The sequence below is a fragment of the Pseudomonas palmensis genome (assembly GCF_017848315.1).
In the GTDB taxonomy this organism is placed as follows: domain Bacteria; phylum Pseudomonadota; class Gammaproteobacteria; order Pseudomonadales; family Pseudomonadaceae; genus Aquipseudomonas; species Aquipseudomonas palmensis.
This window is the reverse complement of record NZ_JAFKEC010000007.1, coordinates 16,765-33,839: the sequence shown is the minus strand read 5'-3', so window position 1 is coordinate 33,839 and position 17,075 is coordinate 16,765. Positions and strand designations below refer to the sequence as shown.

The 17,075-nt window shown below is 65.3% G+C and carries 16 protein-coding genes; 14 read left to right on the top strand and 2 right to left on the bottom strand.

The window, feature by feature from the left end:
• Nucleotides 1-6: 6 nt before the first annotated feature.
• From algG to JZZ72_RS06290, 11 genes are all read left to right on the top strand, one after another.
• Entirely contained in the window at nucleotides 7-1,566 is a 1,560-nt protein-coding gene (algG, locus tag JZZ72_RS06340) for a mannuronan 5-epimerase AlgG (RefSeq protein ID WP_210014191.1), read from the top strand.
• Between the two features lie 11 nt (nucleotides 1,567-1,577).
• Complete coding sequence (locus tag JZZ72_RS06335; RefSeq protein WP_210014190.1) at nucleotides 1,578-3,020, top strand: alginate O-acetyltransferase; 1,443 nt, start codon at nucleotides 1,578-1,580, stop codon at nucleotides 3,018-3,020.
• Nucleotides 3,021-3,027: 7 nt separating this feature from the next.
• Nucleotides 3,028-4,134 (top strand): mannuronate-specific alginate lyase, encoded by a 1,107-nt coding sequence (locus JZZ72_RS06330; protein WP_058541092.1) that lies wholly within the window; start codon nucleotides 3,028-3,030, stop codon nucleotides 4,132-4,134.
• Between the two features lie 127 nt (nucleotides 4,135-4,261).
• Nucleotides 4,262-5,719 (top strand): MBOAT family O-acyltransferase, encoded by a 1,458-nt coding sequence (locus tag JZZ72_RS06325; protein WP_058540860.1) that lies wholly within the window; start codon nucleotides 4,262-4,264, stop codon nucleotides 5,717-5,719.
• A gap of 11 nt (nucleotides 5,720-5,730) precedes the next feature.
• The gene (locus JZZ72_RS06320; protein ID WP_054914853.1) at nucleotides 5,731-6,894 is read left to right on the top strand and encodes an alginate O-acetyltransferase; all 1,164 of its coding nucleotides are present in this window, start codon (nucleotides 5,731-5,733) and stop codon (nucleotides 6,892-6,894) included.
• Nucleotides 6,895-6,906: 12 nt separating this feature from the next.
• Nucleotides 6,907-7,554 carry an alginate O-acetyltransferase AlgF gene (locus JZZ72_RS06315; protein WP_043860998.1) on the top strand — a complete coding sequence of 216 codons (648 nt, stop codon included), beginning with the start codon at nucleotides 6,907-6,909 and terminating at the stop codon, nucleotides 7,552-7,554.
• 33 nt (nucleotides 7,555-7,587) lie between these two features.
• Nucleotides 7,588-9,039, top strand: a complete 1,452-nt coding sequence (locus tag JZZ72_RS06310) for a mannose-1-phosphate guanylyltransferase/mannose-6-phosphate isomerase (RefSeq protein ID WP_043860997.1) — start codon at nucleotides 7,588-7,590, stop codon at nucleotides 9,037-9,039.
• Nucleotides 9,040-9,175: 136 nt separating this feature from the next.
• Nucleotides 9,176-9,640 (top strand): hypothetical protein, encoded by a 465-nt coding sequence (locus tag JZZ72_RS06305; protein ID WP_043860996.1) that lies wholly within the window; start codon nucleotides 9,176-9,178, stop codon nucleotides 9,638-9,640.
• Nucleotides 9,641-9,716: 76 nt separating this feature from the next.
• Nucleotides 9,717-10,196 carry a thioredoxin family protein gene (locus JZZ72_RS06300; RefSeq protein ID WP_210014189.1) on the top strand — a complete coding sequence of 160 codons (480 nt, stop codon included), beginning with the start codon at nucleotides 9,717-9,719 and terminating at the stop codon, nucleotides 10,194-10,196.
• Nucleotides 10,087-10,911 (top strand): SDR family oxidoreductase, encoded by an 825-nt coding sequence (locus JZZ72_RS06295; RefSeq protein ID WP_210014188.1) that lies wholly within the window; start codon nucleotides 10,087-10,089, stop codon nucleotides 10,909-10,911. The genes JZZ72_RS06300 and JZZ72_RS06295 overlap by 110 nt, the downstream gene beginning before the upstream one ends.
• Before the next feature lie 241 nt (nucleotides 10,912-11,152).
• Complete coding sequence (locus JZZ72_RS06290) at nucleotides 11,153-11,821, top strand: TetR/AcrR family transcriptional regulator (protein WP_210014187.1); 669 nt, start codon at nucleotides 11,153-11,155, stop codon at nucleotides 11,819-11,821.
• Here the strand turns inward: JZZ72_RS06290 and JZZ72_RS06285 are convergent.
• The gene (locus JZZ72_RS06285; RefSeq protein WP_043860993.1) at nucleotides 11,810-12,715 is read right to left on the bottom strand and encodes an HpcH/HpaI aldolase/citrate lyase family protein; all 906 of its coding nucleotides are present in this window, start codon (nucleotides 12,713-12,715) and stop codon (nucleotides 11,810-11,812) included. The genes JZZ72_RS06290 and JZZ72_RS06285 overlap by 12 nt on opposite strands.
• A gap of 45 nt (nucleotides 12,716-12,760) precedes the next feature.
• Nucleotides 12,761-13,501 (bottom strand): SDR family NAD(P)-dependent oxidoreductase, encoded by a 741-nt coding sequence (locus JZZ72_RS06280; protein ID WP_210014186.1) that lies wholly within the window; start codon nucleotides 13,499-13,501, stop codon nucleotides 12,761-12,763.
• Nucleotides 13,502-13,966: 465 nt separating this feature from the next.
• On the opposite strand from JZZ72_RS06280, the gene JZZ72_RS06275 reads away from it, so the two are divergent.
• From JZZ72_RS06275 to paaK, 3 genes are all read left to right on the top strand, one after another.
• A complete protein-coding gene (locus tag JZZ72_RS06275) occupies nucleotides 13,967-14,380 on the top strand; it encodes an acyl-CoA thioesterase (protein ID WP_043860990.1) in 414 nt (137 codons plus the stop codon).
• 71 nt (nucleotides 14,381-14,451) lie between these two features.
• On the top strand, nucleotides 14,452-15,594 hold the full coding sequence (locus JZZ72_RS06270) for an acyl-CoA dehydrogenase family protein (RefSeq protein ID WP_078479507.1): 1,143 nt from the start codon (nucleotides 14,452-14,454) through the stop codon (nucleotides 15,592-15,594).
• A gap of 114 nt (nucleotides 15,595-15,708) precedes the next feature.
• Nucleotides 15,709-17,070 carry a phenylacetate--CoA ligase PaaK gene (paaK, locus tag JZZ72_RS06265; RefSeq protein WP_100633482.1) on the top strand — a complete coding sequence of 454 codons (1,362 nt, stop codon included), beginning with the start codon at nucleotides 15,709-15,711 and terminating at the stop codon, nucleotides 17,068-17,070.
• Nucleotides 17,071-17,075 lie beyond the last annotated feature (5 nt).

The following is a 17,075-nucleotide window of genomic DNA, read 5'->3' as shown; positions in this document are numbered from 1 at the left end:
ATTGACATGAACCTTTACCCGCTCAACACGCTGATCGCCGGCAGCCTGCTGCTGGCCAGCAGCATCGCCCTGGCCAACGGCCTGCCCGTGGCCAGCCCGGCCAAAGAGCTGCAGCACGCCAAGACCTACACCGTCAGCAGCGCGCCGATCGAGCCGTTGCAGATCCCGGCGCCGACCCTGCCCGACCTCAGCGGCTACACCGCCGAAGCGGTGCAGGCCAAGATCCAGCGTGCACGCAAGGGCAAGGTCACGGTACGCCGCATGCTGCAGGAAGACGCCCTCAAGGAGTTCATCGGCGGCGACAACAAGATGGCCGAATGGGTAGCCCGCCAGCACGGCATCCCGCAGGCGATCTTCGTCGATGACGGGCATGTCGACTTCACCGAGCTGAGCAAGCACGTGCCGGCCCAGTACCTGCGTGAAACCGCGCCGGGGGTATACCTGTCGCGCCTGCCGATCGTGGTGGGGCAAAAGGGCGTGCTCGAGATCGATGCCAAGGTCAAGGAGCTGCGCCTGTCCCAGGAAGGCGGCGCGTTCATCGTCAACGACGGCAAGCTGTTCGTCAGCGACACCCGCGTCACCGGCTGGCGCGAAAAGGACAACGGCCCGGCGACCTTCCGCACACCCAAGGAATTTCGCCCGTTCCTGCTCTCGTGGGGCGGCACCGAGACCTACATCGTCAACACCCGCATGACCAGCTTCGGCTATGCCCAGAGCAAGTCCTACGGCGTGAGCATTTCGCAGTACACGCCCAACATGGCCAAGCAGATGGGCCGCCCCGAACCCACCGGCTGGATCATCGGCTCCGAGTTCAGCGACATGTGGTACGGCTTCTACTGCTACGAGACCAGCGACTTCGTGGTCAAGGACAACACCTACCGCGACAACATCGTGTACGGCATCGACCCCCACGACCGTTCGCACCGCCTGATCATCGCCGGCAACACCGTGCATGGCACCAAGAAGAAGCACGGCATCATCGTCTCGCGCGAGGTCAACGACAGCTGGATCATCAACAACAAGAGCTACGACAACAAGCTCTCGGGCGTGGTGATCGACCGCAACAGCGTCAACAACCTGATCGCCTACAACGAGATCTACCGCAACCACACCGACGGCATCACCCTGTACGAAAGCGGCGACAACCTGATCTGGGGCAACAAGGTCATCAGCAACCGTCGCCACGGCATCCGCGTGCGCAACAGCGTGAACATCCGCCTGTACGAAAACCTCGCCATGGCCAACGGCCTGGTGGGTGTGTACGGGCACATCAAGGACCTGTCCGATACCGACCGCGACATCGACCTGGACCCGTTCGACACCAAGGTGTCGCTGATCGTGGTGGGCGGTGAACTGGCGGCCAACGGCAGCGGCCCGCTGTCGATCGACTCGCCCCTGAGCGTGGAGCTGTACCGGGTGTCGATGCTGGCCCCGAGCAAGTCCAGCGGCATCAGTTTCTCCGGGGTGCTGGGCGATCGCCAGGACGAGATTCTCGACCTGATGGTTCGCCAGGGCAAAGCCGTACTGATCGACCCGGTCGAACGCCAGACCGACATGGCGGATTGAGGAAACCTGACATGACCCCACACCTGATGAAACTGCTTGGCCTGAGTGCGGCGCTGCTGGCGATCAGCAACGGCGTGCGTGCCGACGAGGTGCAGGCGCCCAGCTTCACCGCCCAGCCGTGCTGCCAACTGTGCCCCGAAGCCCACAATGCCAGCCGCTACACCACCCGCTACCAGCAGAACTTCACCACCCTGGTGCAAGCCCAGGGCGACTGGCTGTTCCGTACCCGCGAAGACCTGCGCACCGAATTCAGCACCACCCCGGCCGGCTACAAACGCCTGCAGCAGGTGCACGATGCGTTCAAGGCGCGCGGCGTGGAACTGGTGGTGGTGTACCAGCCCACCCGTGGCCTGGTGAACCGCAACATGCTCAACCCGGCCGACAAGGCCGCGTTCAACTACGAGAAGGCCCTGCGCAACTACCAGGCCATGCTCAAGCGCTTCGCCCAAATGGGCTACAACGTGCCCGACCTGTCGCCGCTGACCAACGAACAGTTGCCGGCCGCGCAGCAGGGCAAGGACTTCTACTTCCGCGGCGACCAGCACTGGACGCCCTATGGAGCCGAGCGTGCGGCAAAAATCGTGGCCGACACCGTGCACAGCATGCCGGCCTTCGCCGACATCCCGCGGCGTGAATTCGAAAGCCACACGTCCGGCCGCATGGGCAAGACCGGCACCCTGCACAACGTCGCCGGCCAACTGTGCGGCACCAGCTACGCGGTGCAGTACATGGACCAGTTCGTCACCGAGCCCAAGGGCGAGAGTGGCGGCGACGACCTGTTCGGCGACTCGGGCAACCCGCAGATCACCCTGGTTGGCACCAGCCACAGCGGCAAGAACTACAACTTCTCGGGTTTTCTGCAGCAGTACATCGGCGCCGACGTGCTCAACGTCGCGTTCCCCGGTGGCGGCCTGGAAGGTTCGATGATCCAGTACCTGGGCAGCGAGGAGTTCCAGAACAACCCGCCCAAGATCCTGGTGTGGGAGTTCTCGCCGCTGTACCGCCTGGACCAGGAAACCATCTGGCGCCAGATGCTCGCCCTGCTCGACAACGGCTGCGAAGGCAAGCCTGCGCAGATGAGCGTCAGCACCTCGCTCAAGCCGGGCACCAACGAGCTGCTGGTCAATGGCAAGAACGGCGTGATCAAGAACCTGGTCAACGGCCGTCATCAACTGGACATCCAGTTCGAAGACAAGTCGGTCAAGACCTTGCAGGCCACCCTGTGGTACCTCAATGGTCGTCACGAGGACCTGAAGATCGAAAAACCCGAAACCTCCGACACCGACGGACGCTTCGCCTTCCAGTTGCGCGAGGACGAGGACTGGGCCAACCAGACCTTGCTCGCGGTGGAAGTGCAGGGTCCCGAAAGCGGCAGCCAGAAGGTCCAGGCCAGGCTGTGTACACGCAACCCGATCGCCGGCGCCGGGCAGCATGCTGCCCATGCCGGCCTGTGAGGCGCACATGACATCCATCCGCACCCTTGCCACCCCCGCCCTGCTCGCCCTGGCCCTGTTCGGCCCGGCGGTGCAGGCCGGCGGGCTGGTCCCGCCGCAGGGCTACTACGCCGGCATCGAGAAACCCAAGACCAGCCCCAACGACTTCACCTGTGAGGCCGTGCCCAAGCCCTACACCGGCGCGCTGCAGTTTCGCAGCAAGTACGAAGGCTCGGACAAGGCCCGCGCGACGCTGAACAAGGCATCCGAACAGGCCTTTCGCGATTCCACCGCCAGCATCACCACGCTGGAGCGCGGGGTCAGCAAGCAGGTGATGCAGTACATGCGCGACGGCCGCCCGCAGCAGCTGGACTGCACCCTGCAGTGGCTGGGCACCTGGGCGCAGGCCGATGCGCTGATGTCCACCGACTACAACCACACCGGCAAGTCGATGCGCAAATGGGCGCTGGGCAGCCTGAGCTCGGCATACCTGCGCCTGAAGTTCTCCAACGCACAGCCACTGGCGGCGCACCAGGCCCAGGCCGAACAGATCGAGAAATGGTTCGCGCGCCTGGCCGAGCAGACGGTCAAGGACTGGAGCGACCTGCCGCTGGAAAAGATCAACAACCACTCGTACTGGGCCGCCTGGTCGGTGATGGCCACGGCGGTGGCGACCGATCGCCGCGACCTGTTCGACTGGGCCGTGAAGGAGTACCGCGTGGGTGCCAACCAGGTCGATGCGCAGGGCTTTCTGCCCAACGAGATGAAGCGCAAGCAGCGCGCCCTGGCGTACCACAACTACGCACTGCCGCCGCTGTCGATGATCGCCAGCTTCGCCCAGGCCAACGGCGTGGACCTGCGCCCGGAAAACAACGGCGCGCTCAAGCGCCTGGGCGAGCGGGTGTTGTCCGGGGCCAGAGACCCGAGTGCGTTCAAGGCGCGCAATGGCCAGAAGCAGGACATGGACGATCTGAAGATCGACAGCAAATACGCCTGGCTTGAGCCGTGGTGCAGCCTGTACCAGTGCGACGCCGATGCGCTCAAGCGCAAGCACGCGATGCAGCCGTTCAAGAGTTTCCGCCTGGGCGGCGACCTGACGCGCGTCTACGACCCGCAGGCAGAACAGAAGAAGTAGCAACGACCGCAATCCCTGTGGGAGCGGGCTTGACCCGCGATGCGTTTGATCTGGTTCCCCCGCAATTTCAGCGGGGGGTTTGGGGGGCTGCTGCCCCGATTGTGGATAACGACAAGGAGAGATCGGGATGGTGTTCTCGTCCAATGTGTTCCTGTTCCTGTTCCTGCCGATCTTTCTCGGCCTGTACTACCTGAGCGGGCAACGCTACCGCAACGCCCTGCTGCTGCTGGCCAGCTACGTGTTCTACGCCTGGTGGCGAGTGGACTTCCTGGCGCTGTTCGCTGCGGTCACCCTGTGGAACTACTGGATCGGCCTCAAGGTGGGCGCCGCCGGCGTGCGCACCAAGCCGGCCCAGCGCTGGCTGCTGCTGGGGGTGGTGGTCGACCTGGGTATCCTGGGCTACTTCAAGTACGCCAACTTCGGCGTCGACAGCATCAACGCGATCATGACCTCGTACGGCCTGGAGCCGTTCATCCTCACCCACATCCTGTTGCCCATCGGCATCTCGTTCTACATCTTCGAGTCGATCAGCTACATCATCGACGTGTACCGCGGCGACACCCCGGCCACCCGCAACCTGATCGACTTCGCCGCGTTCGTGGCGATCTTCCCGCACCTGATCGCCGGCCCCGTGCTGCGCTTTCGCGACCTGGCCGACCAGTTCAACCACCGCACCCACACCCTGGACAAGTTCTCCGAAGGCTGCACGCGGTTCATGCAGGGCTTCATCAAGAAGGTGTTCATCGCCGACACCCTGGCGGTGGTCGCCGACCACTGCTTCGCCCTGCAGAACCCGACCACCGGCGACGCCTGGCTGGGCGCACTGGCCTACACCGCGCAGCTGTACTTCGACTTCTCCGGCTACAGCGACATGGCCATCGGCCTGGGCCTGATGATGGGCTTTCGCTTCATGGAGAACTTCAAGCAGCCCTACATCAGCCAGTCGATCACCGAGTTCTGGCGGCGCTGGCACATCAGCCTGTCCACCTGGCTGCGCGACTACCTGTACATCACCCTGGGCGGCAACCGCGGCGGCACCTTCGCCACCTATCGCAACCTGTTCCTGACCATGCTGCTGGGCGGCCTGTGGCACGGTGCCAACTTCACCTACATCATCTGGGGCGCCTGGCACGGCATGTGGCTGGCGATCGAGCGCGCACTGGGCCTGGACACCAACCCGCAGCGCTTCAACCCGGTCAAGTGGGCCTTCACCTTCCTGCTGGTGGTGATGGGCTGGGTGATCTTCCGCGCCGAAAACCTGCACGTGGCCGCACGCATGTACGGCGCCATGTTCAGCTTCGGTGAATGGCAGCTGTCGGAGCTCAACCGCGCCAGCCTCACCGGCCTGCAAGTGGCCACCCTGGTGATCGCCTACCTGAGCCTGGCGTTCTTCGGCCTGCGCGACTTCTACCGCAACGCCAAGCCCACGGCCAAGGCCAGCCCGGTGGCCGTGCATGGCGACGGCAGCGTGAGCCTGGACTGGGGCCTGTACATGACCCGCGCGCTGGTGCTGCTGCTGTTCGTGGCCTCGATCCTCAAACTCTCGGCGCAAAGCTACTCGCCGTTCCTCTACTTCCAGTTCTGAGCGAGCCGACCATGACCCGATCATTACGCAAACTCTACGCCGTGCTGTTCATGGCCCTGCTGCTGGGCCTGGGCATCTGGTCGCTGGGGGGCCTGGGCAGTTTCCAGCGTACCGCGCAGATGTCCCTGCTCGACGGCAAGCTGGCCAAGGCCGCCGAAACCCACTACGACGCGCAGTTCCCGATCAAGCGCCTGGGCACCAACCTCTGGGCGGCGCTGGACTTCAAACTGTTCAACGAAGGCCGCCCGGGTGTGGTGCTGGGCCGCGAGCAATGGCTGTTCAGCGATGAAGAGTTCAAGCCGGTGGCCGGCAGCGAACAGTTCGAGGCCGAGAACCTCGCACTGATCCGCGGCGTGCGCGACACCCTCAAGCAGCACGGTGTGCAACTGGTGCTGGCGATCATTCCGGCCAAGGCCCGCCTGTACCCGGAGTACATCGGTGAGCAGACGCCCGCCAGCCTGCATGCCGACCTGTACAACCAGTTCCATGCCAAGGCGCGTCAGGCCGGCGTGTTCGCCCCGGACCTGCTCGGCCCGCTGCAGGCGGCCAAGGCCCAGGGCCAGGTGTTCCTGCGCACCGACACCCACTGGACACCACTGGGCGCCGAGGTGGTGGCACGCCACCTGGCCGAAGCCGTGGCCCGCCAGACCCTGCTCAGCGGCACGCCGCAGCAGTTCGTCACCGAAGCCAAAGCCGCCACACCGTACAAGGGCGACCTCACCAACTTCCTGCCGCTGGACCCGTTGTTCAGCCACCTGCTGCCGGCTCCGGACAGCCTGCAGCAACGCACCACCCGCCCTGCCCGGGCCCAGGACCAGGCCGACAGCGACGACGCGCTGTTTGCCGACAACGAGATCCCCGTGGCGCTGATCGGCACCAGCTACAGCGCCAACCCGCACTGGAACTTCCTCGGTGCGTTGCAGCAGGCGCTGCGCAGTGACGTGGTCAATTACGCCGAGGACGGCCATGGCCCGCTGCTGCCGATGCTCAAGTACCTGCAGACCGACGCCTTCAAGACCAGCGCCCCACAGGTGCTGGTATGGGAGTTCCCGGAACGTTATCTGCCAATGAAAAACGACCTCAGCGCCTTCGATCCGCAGTGGATCGCCCAGCTGAAGCAAACCCGTACCGCCAATCAAGACATGGCCCTGTCGTCCAATCGGACGCAACACTGAGAGGAACTGCACATGACCACCAAGCACCGCATTGCCAAAGCATTCGCCCTGACCGCCGGCATGAGCCTGCTCTCGCTGCAGGCCTGGGCCGGCGCCGACGCCGCACTGTACGGCCCCAGCGCGCCCAAGGGCTCGACCTTCGTGCGCCTGTACAACGCCGGCAACCAGCCGGTGGCCGCCAGTGTCGGCAATACCCAGATCAGCGAAGTGGCCGCCCAGGGCAGCAGCGATTTCAGCTTCATGCCCCAGGGCGACTACAGCGCCAAGGTCGGCAGCCAGACCGTACCGGTCAAGCTGGCGGGCGATCACTACTACACCCTGGTCAACCACGGCAGCGGCCAGCCGCAACTGGTCGAGGAACCGCCGTTCAAGAACAAGCAGAAATCCCTGGTACGCGTGCAGAACCTGAGCGACCAGGCCCTGACCCTGAAGACCGCCGATGGCAAGACCGAAGTGGTCAAGCCGGTGGCGGCCAAGGCGCGCGGCGAGCGCGAGATCAACCCGGTCAAGGTCAGCCTGGCGCTGTATGAAGGCGACAAGAAAGTCAGCGACCTCAAGCCCGTTGCGCTCGAACGTGGCGAAGCGGCCGTGCTGTATGTGACCGGCAGTGGCAGCAACCTGTCGCCGGTCTGGGTCAAGCGCCCTGTGTCCACCCGTTAATCAACTGCCCCTTTCAACGTTCGGAGATTACCCATGATTCCAGTCATCCTGTCCGGTGGTAGCGGCTCGCGTCTGTGGCCCCTGTCGCGCAAGCAATTCCCCAAGCAGTTCCTGGCCCTGACCGGTGAACACACGCTGTTCCAGCAAACCCTGTCGCGCCTGGTGTTCGACGGCATGGACGCGCCCATCGTGGTGTGCAACAAGGACCACCGTTTCATCGTCAACGAGCAGTTGGCCAACCTGAACCTGGACACCCAGGCGATCCTGATGGAACCGTTCGGGCGCAACACCGCGCCGGCCGTGGCGCTCACGGCCATGAAACTGGTCAACGAAGGCCGCGACGAGCTGATGCTGGTGCTGCCGGCCGACCACGTGCTGGACGACCAGAAGGCCCTGCAACGCGCCCTGGCCCTGGCTACGGTGGCCGCCGAGCGCGGCGAAATGGTGCTGTTCGGGGTGCCGGCGACCAAGCCGGAAACCGGCTACGGCTACATCAAGTCGAGCCAGGACGCCCTGCTGCCCGAAGGCATCAGCCGCGTGGCACAGTTCGTTGAAAAACCGGACGAAAAACGCGCCACCGAGTTCGTCAAAAGTGGCGGCTACTACTGGAACAGCGGCATGTTCCTGTTCCGCGCCAGCCGCTTCCTCGAAGAGCTGAAAAAGCACGACCCCGACATCTACGACACCTGCCTGCTGACCCTGGAGCGCAGCCTGGAAGACGGCGACAGCATCAGCATCGACGAGGCCACCTTCGCCTGCTGCCCGGACAACTCCATCGACTACGCGGTGATGGAAAAGACCCAGCGCGCCTGCGTGGTGCCGCTGAGTGCGGGCTGGAGCGACGTGGGCTGCTGGTCGTCGCTGTGGGACGTGCACGAGAAGGACACCAACGGCAACGTGACCAAGGGCGACGTGGTGGTGCAGGACAGCCACAACTGCATGATCCACGGCAACGGCAAGCTGGTGTCGGTGATCGGCCTGGAGAACATCGTGGTGGTCGAGACCAAGGACGCCATGATGATCGCGCACAAGGACAAGGTTCAGGGGGTCAAGCAGATGGTCAACACCCTGGACGCCCAGGGCCGCAACGAAACCCAGAACCACTGCGAGGTGTACCGCCCGTGGGGCTCGTATGACTCGGTGGACATGGGCGGGCGCTTCCAGGTCAAGCACATCACGGTAAAACCCGGCGCCAGCCTGTCGCTGCAGATGCACCACCACCGTGCCGAGCACTGGATCGTGGTGTCGGGCACGGCCGAGGTGACGTGCGACGAGAACGTGTTCCTACTGTGCGAGAACCAGTCCACGTACATCCCGATCGCCTCGGTGCACCGCCTGCGCAACCCGGGCAAGATCCCGCTGGAGATCATCGAGGTGCAGTCGGGCAGCTACCTGGGCGAGGACGACATCGAGCGTTTCGAAGACATCTACGGGCGCTCCACGCCAGTGGAGCGCGGGGTGTCGATCAAGACCATCGCGCAGTGATCTGAAGCCCGGAAGGCCCTTTCGCGGGTCAAGCCCGCTCCCACAACGGTCGCCATCGAACCTGTGGGAGCGGGCTTGACCCGCGATGCTTTTATCAGGGTAGGATGATCCTTCATCCGCACCCAAGGCGCCCTCCATGTTCATCGGTATCCTGCTCATCCTCACCTGGCTGGTCCTGCTGCTGCGCTACCCGGCCAAGGCCTTGCCGATCTCCATGGCCGCGCTGCTCGGCCTGGGCCTGGTGGGCCTGTGGGTGGTGTGGCTGGACAACCGCGAGGCCAGCCAGCTGGCCCGCCTGGAACTGCGCCTGGACTACGCCCCCGACGCCTGCCCGGCCGACCGGCCGCTGCGCGTACAGATAAAGAACGCCAACCGCGTGCCGCTGGTCGAGCTGCGCTGGCGCGTGGCCGCCTACGCCCCCGGCGACACCGTCAACCTGGCCGAGAACACCTACGCCGCACCGCGCTACCGCGGCCCCGGCGACCTGCAGCCCGAGGCCAGCTGGCACGACTGCCTGCCCCTGCCCCCCCTGCGCTCAGGCTACCGCCCGCAAACCCTGGAATTTCGTGCCGAGCACCTGCAGGGTGGCTTTGCCAACTAGTATTTTTGCCAGTTACCTCAGACACGCCAGCCGGGGTTGAATGGAGCGCACCGCAATTCTTGCAGGAGGCACCACCATGTCACTCAGGCCCGTGACCCGCCTCGACCAGCTCCAGGCGCTGCTCGACGATTGCACACGCCAACGCCCGGCCATGGTCATGGTGGGCTCGGCCAGTTGCCCGCCTTGCTGCACGATGCATCCCGGTGTTGCACGGCTTGGCAGTCAACATCCTCAGGTCGACTTCCACTATTTCAACGTCGACCTGTTCGAGGATCACCCGCAAGAACCGGCCCTGACCCTCCTGTTCCAGAGCCTGTCGCTGCACTATCTGCCTTCACATATCCTGTTGCCCGTCGCCGGCCCCAACCTCGTGGTGTGCGCCACGAGCATCACCCGGCTGATCGACGCCCTGACCGAACACCACATTCTGAGGAGAGCCCCCTTCCATGCCCGTCGTCCTGATCACCGGTTGCTCCAGCGGCATCGGCCGCGCCCTCGCCGACAGCTTCAAGTCCGCCGGCTACGACGTGTGGGCGACCGCGCGCAAGGCCGATGACGTCGCCACGCTGATCAAGGCCGGCTTCAGCAGCCGCCAGCTGGACGTCAACCACGAGGACGCCCTGGTGCGCCTGGCCGACGCCATCGAAACGGCCCATGGCGGCCTCGACATCCTGATCAACAACGCCGGCTACGGCGCGATGGGGCCGCTGCTGGACGGCGGTGTCGAGGCCATGCAGCGCCAGTTCGAGACCAACGTGTTCGCACTGATCGGTGTGACCCGTGCACTGTTCCCCTTGCTGCGACGCAATCGCGGCCTGGTGGTGAACATCGGCAGCGTGTCGGGTGTGCTGGTCACCCCGTTCGCCGGCGCCTATTGCGCATCCAAGGCGGCGGTGCATGCGCTCAGCGATGCGCTGCGCCTGGAACTGGCGCCGTTCGGCATCGGCGTGATGGAAGTGCAGCCCGGCGCCATCGCCTCAAGCTTCGCCAGCAATGCCGGGCGCGAGGCCGAGCAGGTGCTGGCGCAAGACTCGCCGTGGTGGCCATTGCGCGAGCAGGTGCGCGCCCGCGCCCGCGCCTCGCAGGACAGACCGACCCCCGCCAGCGCGTTCGCCCAGGGCCTGCTCAAGGCCGTACAGCAGCGTACCCCGCCCGACCTGCTGCGCCTGGGCAACGGCAGCCGCGCCTTGCCGCTGCTGGCCGGCGTGCTGCCCAAACGGCTGCTGGAAAAGGTGCTGAAGAAACGTTTCGGCCTCGACCGCAGCCTGTGATCTGCCCGGTTTGCGGGGGCCTGCGCCGGCGATAGCTGACCCTATCGCTAACTATAAAGTGCACACCAGAGCATTTTCCAAAGCGTCTCCAAGGCCAAGAATCGCCCTCGTACTGGATCGGCTGCATTGCCACAGCGGCGGCGCGCTCCAGGCAATCAGGGAGAAATCTCCAAGGTCGGAGCACCGCTGCCTGCTGGCAGCCTTTCTCACAAATGCAATCAGGCCCTTTCTGGAGACATTCGTGAAACACCTTAACCTTCCGCGCAAGATCCCCACCCAGGCCCGCTCGCGGATGATGGTCGAAACCATCCTCACCTCCACCGCCAAGGTGGTGGTCAAGCATGGCTACCAGGGCACCAACACCAACCTGGTGGCCCAGCGCGCCGGGGTCAGCGTGGGCTCGGTCTATCAGTACTTCCCGAACAAGGATGCATTGATCGCGGCGTTGCATGAGCGCCATGCGCAGGCCATGAACCGGGTGATTCTGGAGGTCGCCGGCGCCCACGAGGTGGCCGACCTGCCGGCCCACCTCAGGCTGCTGGTGCAAGCCCTGCTACACCTGCACCAGCAGGAACCGGAGCTGCACCGGCTGCTCGACACCGACCTGGCCAACCTGAGCCGCAGCGTCGACGACCTGCAGCACAAGGCCCGCATCACCCTGTCCATCGAGCGCCTGCTGGACCGCTGGCGGGCCACGCTGGCTCACAGCAACCTGCACCTGGCCGCCTGGCTGGCGGCGCAGGTGATCACCTCGATGGTCAAGGCCTACATCCTCGACTCGCCGCAGATGAGCCAGGCGCAGATCGAGGATGCGATCAGCAGCTCGCTGATCGGGCTGTTGTGCCTCCCGCCGGCCGTGCCGCTGGCCACCGCCCGCGCCCGCGCGCAGCCGCACAGCTCAGCGGCGTAGCGCCTGGCGCGCCTGCAACTGCTCGTAACGCTCCAGCAAGCGCAGCGCCTGCAGGTAGCTGGGCACTTCCACCACCAGGCCATCGACCTCGGCACGCACGTTGCCGCCCTGGGCCGCCGCCTCGAACGCCGCCACCTGCCGGCGCGCCAGTTCGGCGTCCGCGTCAGCGGGGGTGAGGTAGCGATTGGCGACCGCCACGTGCGCCGGGTTGACCACACCCTTGGCCTGGTAGCCGATGGAGCGGGCGAACTGCATGTCGGCTTCGGCACCCTGCGCGTCGGCAAAGGTGTAGGGCGAGTCGATGGCCAGCACCCCCGCTGCTGCGCATTCGAGCAGAAAGCGCGAGCGCGGGTAATACAGCTCGGTGCCGGCGCGGCTGCGCCCGGCGCCCAGGTCGGCCACCATGTCCTCGGTGGCCACCAGCATCGCCTTGATACGCGGGCTGGCGGCGGCGATCTCGATGGCGCGCACCACGCCCAGCGCGGTCTCGATGTTCGGCACGATCAACGTGCTGCCGGCAGCGATGCCATGGCGCCCCTCAAGCTCGGTGATCAACTGGTCCAGCTCGATCATCTGCTCGCGGCGCTCGACCTTGGACATCATCACCACCTGCGGGCGGCCAGCCATCACTGCCGCCAGGTCCTCGTGGCCACAGGTTTCAAACGGGTTGATGCGCACCGCACTGACCCGCCCGCAGGCACGCCAGCGCTGCAGGATATCCACCGCCAGTGCACGCGCCTCGGGGCGTCGCGCCGGTGGGGTGAAGTCCTCCAGCTCCTGCACCAGCACGTCGCCATCGCCGTCGAGTGCCGCCAGCAACGCGCGCTCGTCGGCGCCGGGAATGAAGAAAAAGGTGCGGCAAAGCGCCAGTGGGTTGTCCTTGGAAACTGCCATGGTTGACGTCCTGTACAGAGAAGAAAAGGAAGAAAAGAAAGCGCCTCAGAGCATCGCCAGGCCGCCGTCCACGGCGATGGTGGTGCCGCTGACGAACGAGGCCTTGCCCGACAGCAGCCAGGCGATCACCTCGGCGGCTTCCTCGGCACGGCCCTCGCGGCGCAAGGCGGTCATGCCGTGCAGCTGTTCGAGCTTGCCGGCGACGCGCGTGGTGTCATCGAGCATCGGCGTGCGGATCACCGCCGGGGCGACGCAATTGACGGTCAGCCCGCGCGGGCCCAGTTCGCGCGCCAGGCCCTTGCTCAGGGTGATTACCGCGCCCTTGCTGGTGGCGTAGCCGAGCGTGCCGGCCAGGCCACCGCCGCGAATGCCGGCGACGCTGGCCACGGTGCAGATATGCCCGCCGGCGCGCATCAAGGGCACGCTGTGCTGCACCACGCTGAAGGTGGCAAGCAGGTTGACCTCCAGCAACTGGCGCAGGCGCGCCACGCTCAGGTCGTCGAATGCCGTGGTGTCGACCACCCCGGCGCAGGTGGCCAGGCCATCGATGCGCCCTCGCCACTGGGCGATTTCGGCGAACACCGCGGCCACTGCCTGTTCATCGCACAGGTCCAGGGCGAACGGCCGATGGCCTGGGCCCAGCGCATGCAGGGTGCGATCCAGGCCGCCTTCGTCACGGTCCAGGCACGCCACCTGAAAACCCTCCCGTGCCAGCTGCAGGGCGGTCGCCGCGCCAATACCGCTGGCCGCACCGGTGACCACCGCCACCCTGTCTTGATTGGTCATGAACACTGCACTCCCTGAATGGCGATACAGGGCCGCTACAACAACGGCGCCTGAGTGGCGGCCATGCTAAAAGAATGCCTGCCGAACAACTACTCGCATTAAAAACCCCACACACAAGAGCCGTGCCCGTGTACCCGCCGTGGATTGCTCGCATTGCCAGGAATATTAAATATTCATGACCAAAGTTCGTTGTCGGCGGCGAAATGCGAGCAATTCAACGCCACCCTCAAGGCCGCCCCCACAAACGAACCATGGCGTACAACCAGCAGCCAGCAACCCCACGACAGACAAGCGCTGCAGCGCGAAAGCGAGCTTCCTGCAAACAAACGCGAGTAGCCTTGCAAGTTCAACTTGCCTAGCATTTGAAACAACTTGAAACCCACTTTCAAGGGACCGAACAAGTTGCCGAGAAGTTTCAAGAACATTTCGCCAACTTCAAACAGAACAAACAAAAGGAAGTGCACCATGAGCCAGAAAGGCTTTGAGACCGTCATTGAAATAAAATACCGCGACACCGACTCGATGGGCCATGTAAGCAGCCCCATCTATTATGACTACATGCAACATGCCTACCTCTGCTACATGCACCACCTGCTGCAACTGCCAAAGAGCGAAAAACTGCCGCACATCATGGTGCGCAGCGAGTGCGACTACCTCAAGCAGGCCATGTACGGCGAAACCCTGGTGGTCAGCAGCGCCGTGGTGAAATTCGGCACCAAGAGCTTCGAGATCGAGCACACCATGCGCCGCCAGGACGATACCCACGAGGTGGTGGCCAGGGCCAAGTCGTACCACGTGATGTTCGACTACGACAAACAGGCCACCGTGCCTGTGCCCCAGGCATTCAAGGATCAGGTCCTGGCTTTCCAGGAAGGCTGAGCCGGCGCTCAGGGACGAACCGTTCGCCGACGCTCAGGCGCCCCGGCGAACCGACTGCAAAGGTACGCTCAATGAAACTCTCCTGGACTCCACAGCAGCTCGCGCTGCTGTCGACCTACCGCGCCATCGGCGTGGAACTGGCCGAGGCGCGGCGCAGCGCCGCCCCCGGTTTCGATCACTACGGCTGGCAGCGCCTGTGCGACGCGGGCCTGTGGAAGCTGGTCATCCCGCTCGAATACGGCGGCCTGGGTGAAGACTGGTGGGGCTTCAGTGCCGCGCTGGAAGGCCTGGCCTCGTCGATCCGCACGCCCGAGCTACTGCTGTCGGTGATTGCCCAGGCCGGCATGGTCCGTGCCCTGATGCTCTACGGCAGCGACGCCCAGAAGGACCGCTACCTGAGCGCGATCCTGGCCGGCGCGCTGAGCGCCACCGGCATCGCCGAACCGGGCACCGGCACCGACGTGCGCAGTATCCACAGCCTGCTGACCCCGTGCGCGGACGGCTACCGGCTGACCGGCAGCAAGTTCAACATCGCCCATGCACCGGTGGCCGACTTCCTGCTGATCGTGACCCGCCTGGCCACCGACTCCAAGCACAACATCGCCCTGGTGATCATCGACAAGGACACCCCCGGCCTGACCCGTGGCGAGCCGGACGACAAGCTGGGCAACAAGCACCTGCCCACCGGCCCGCTGCACTTCGACAACCTGCCGGTGCCGGCCGAACAGGTACTGGGCGAGCCGGGCCGCGGCCTGCAGCAACTGATCAGGATCATCTCGCTGGGGCGTGCGTACTACGGCCTGGTAGCGGCCAACCTGCCCACGCCGTTCCTGGCCGAGGCCATGCACTACGCGGCCAACCGCCAGAGCTTCAACAGCGCCATCGACACCCACCAGTACGTGCAGAAGCGCCTGGTGGACATCGCCATGGGCATGGAGCGCAACCGCTGGATGGTGTACGCCGCGCTCGACCAGCTGCTGGGCAACGACCCCCAGGCGCTGATGAGCTGCTCGATCGCCAAGCTCGGCGCCGCGCAGGACTTCATCCACAGCGCCATCAGCCTGCTCAAGCTGTATGGCAGCCTGGGCTACCACGAAGGCGACATCGCCACCCTGGTCAAGGACGCGCTGGGCTTTGCCAGCGTGGGCGGCACCGAAGAGATGCACCAGAAGAACATCTTCAACCAGCTGCTGCGCCTGACCCAGGCCGGCTGATCCCGCAGCGCCCGCCCCTGCCACCTGCGCGCCCGGCCCCACCCGGCGCGCGGGCATGGCAGCGCGAGCGTGGGCGCCCTTGACCACTCCCCTTCCTGGTAGAGAACAGACCCGATGCCGATCGAATCGACTTTACTGCACGCAAGCCCTGTCGCCGCCCTGGCCCCGGTGCCCTTCGCCCAACCGTTCGATGACCACCTGGAACAGGCCGGCCTCGACGAGTTGCGCCAGCACCAGTTGCTGCGCCTGCGCCAGACCCTGCTGCATGCCTATACCCATGTGGCCTGGTACCGCGAGCAGTTCCATGCACTGGACGTGCACCCCTACGACCTCAAGCACCTCGACGACCTGGCGCACTTCCCGCTGACCAGCAAGGCACAGTTGCGCGACCACTACCCCTTTGGCCTGTTTGCCGTGCCGATGGACCAGGTGCTGCGCCTGCATGCCTCCAGCGGCACCACCGGCCAGCCCACCGTGGTCGGCTACACGCGCAACGATATCGACGTGTGGGCCTCGCTGGTGGCGCGCTCGATCCGCGCTGCGGGCGGGCGGCGCGGCGACCGCATCCATATCGCCTATGGCTACGGCCTGTTCACCGGCGGCCTGGGCGCACACTACGGCGCCGAGAAACTCGGCTGCACGGTGATCCCGATGTCGGGCGGGCAGACCGCACGCCAGGTGCAGCTGCTCAAGGACTTCCAGCCGGACATCATCATGGTGACGCCGTCCTACATGCTCAACATCGCCGAAGAGATCGAACGCCAGGGCATCGACCCGCAGTCGCTGTCGCTGCGCGCCGGGATCTTCGGCGCCGAGCCGTGGGGCGGACAGATGCGCGGCGAGCTGGAACAGCGCCTGGGCATCAAGGCCCTGGACATCTACGGCCTGTCGGAAGTGATGGGCCCGGGGGTGGCCATGGAGCACCTCGACACCCAGGACGGCCCGACACTCTGGGAAGACCACTTCTACCCCGAGATCATCGACCCGGTCACCGGCGCGGTGCTGCCCGACGGGCAGTTCGGCGAACTGGTGCTGACCACCCTGAGCAAGGAAGCGCTACCGATGGTGCGCTACCGCACCCGCGACCTCACCCGCCTGTTGCCCGGCAACGGTCGCGCCATGCGCCGCATCGACCGCATCACCGGGCGCAGCGACGACATGCTGATCATCCGCGGGGTCAACGTGTTCCCCAGCCAGATCGAGGAGCAACTGCTCAAGCTGCTGATGTTCAGCCCGGTGTACCAGCTGCATGTCAGCCGCCAGGGTAACCTCGACGTGCTGGCCGTCCACGTCGAGCTGCGCCCGGAACACAGCGGCCTGAGCGCCCAGCAGCAACAGGCCGCCTGCCAGCAGCTGAGCCACCAGATCAAGGTGCACGTGGGCATCAGCACCCACATCCAGCTGCACCCGTGCCACACCCTCAAGCGTTCCGAAGGCAAGGCCGGCAACGTCATCGACCTGCGCCGCCAGCCCTAGCGGCG

Excerpts from the sequence above, each read along its gene's own strand:
- algG (WP_210014191.1), top strand. The coding sequence starts at position 7 with ATGAACCTTTACCCGCTCAACACGCTGATCGCCGGCAGCCTGCTGCTG.
- JZZ72_RS06335 (WP_210014190.1), top strand. The coding sequence starts at position 1,578 with ATGACCCCACACCTGATGAAACTGCTTGGCCTGAGTGCGGCGCTGCTG.
- JZZ72_RS06330 (WP_058541092.1), top strand. The coding sequence starts at position 3,028 with ATGACATCCATCCGCACCCTTGCCACCCCCGCCCTGCTCGCCCTGGCC.
- JZZ72_RS06325 (WP_058540860.1), top strand. The coding sequence starts at position 4,262 with ATGGTGTTCTCGTCCAATGTGTTCCTGTTCCTGTTCCTGCCGATCTTT.
- JZZ72_RS06320 (WP_054914853.1), top strand. The coding sequence starts at position 5,731 with ATGACCCGATCATTACGCAAACTCTACGCCGTGCTGTTCATGGCCCTG.
- JZZ72_RS06315 (WP_043860998.1), top strand. The coding sequence starts at position 6,907 with ATGACCACCAAGCACCGCATTGCCAAAGCATTCGCCCTGACCGCCGGC.
- JZZ72_RS06310 (WP_043860997.1), top strand. The coding sequence starts at position 7,588 with ATGATTCCAGTCATCCTGTCCGGTGGTAGCGGCTCGCGTCTGTGGCCC.
- JZZ72_RS06305 (WP_043860996.1), top strand. The coding sequence starts at position 9,176 with ATGTTCATCGGTATCCTGCTCATCCTCACCTGGCTGGTCCTGCTGCTG.
- JZZ72_RS06300 (WP_210014189.1), top strand. The coding sequence starts at position 9,717 with ATGTCACTCAGGCCCGTGACCCGCCTCGACCAGCTCCAGGCGCTGCTC.
- JZZ72_RS06295 (WP_210014188.1), top strand. The coding sequence starts at position 10,087 with ATGCCCGTCGTCCTGATCACCGGTTGCTCCAGCGGCATCGGCCGCGCC.
- JZZ72_RS06285 (WP_043860993.1), bottom strand. The coding sequence starts at position 12,715 with ATGGCAGTTTCCAAGGACAACCCACTGGCGCTTTGCCGCACCTTTTTC.
- JZZ72_RS06280 (WP_210014186.1), bottom strand. The coding sequence starts at position 13,501 with ATGACCAATCAAGACAGGGTGGCGGTGGTCACCGGTGCGGCCAGCGGT.
- JZZ72_RS06275 (WP_043860990.1), top strand. The coding sequence starts at position 13,967 with ATGAGCCAGAAAGGCTTTGAGACCGTCATTGAAATAAAATACCGCGAC.
- JZZ72_RS06270 (WP_078479507.1), top strand. The coding sequence starts at position 14,452 with ATGAAACTCTCCTGGACTCCACAGCAGCTCGCGCTGCTGTCGACCTAC.
- paaK (WP_100633482.1), top strand. The coding sequence starts at position 15,709 with ATGCCGATCGAATCGACTTTACTGCACGCAAGCCCTGTCGCCGCCCTG.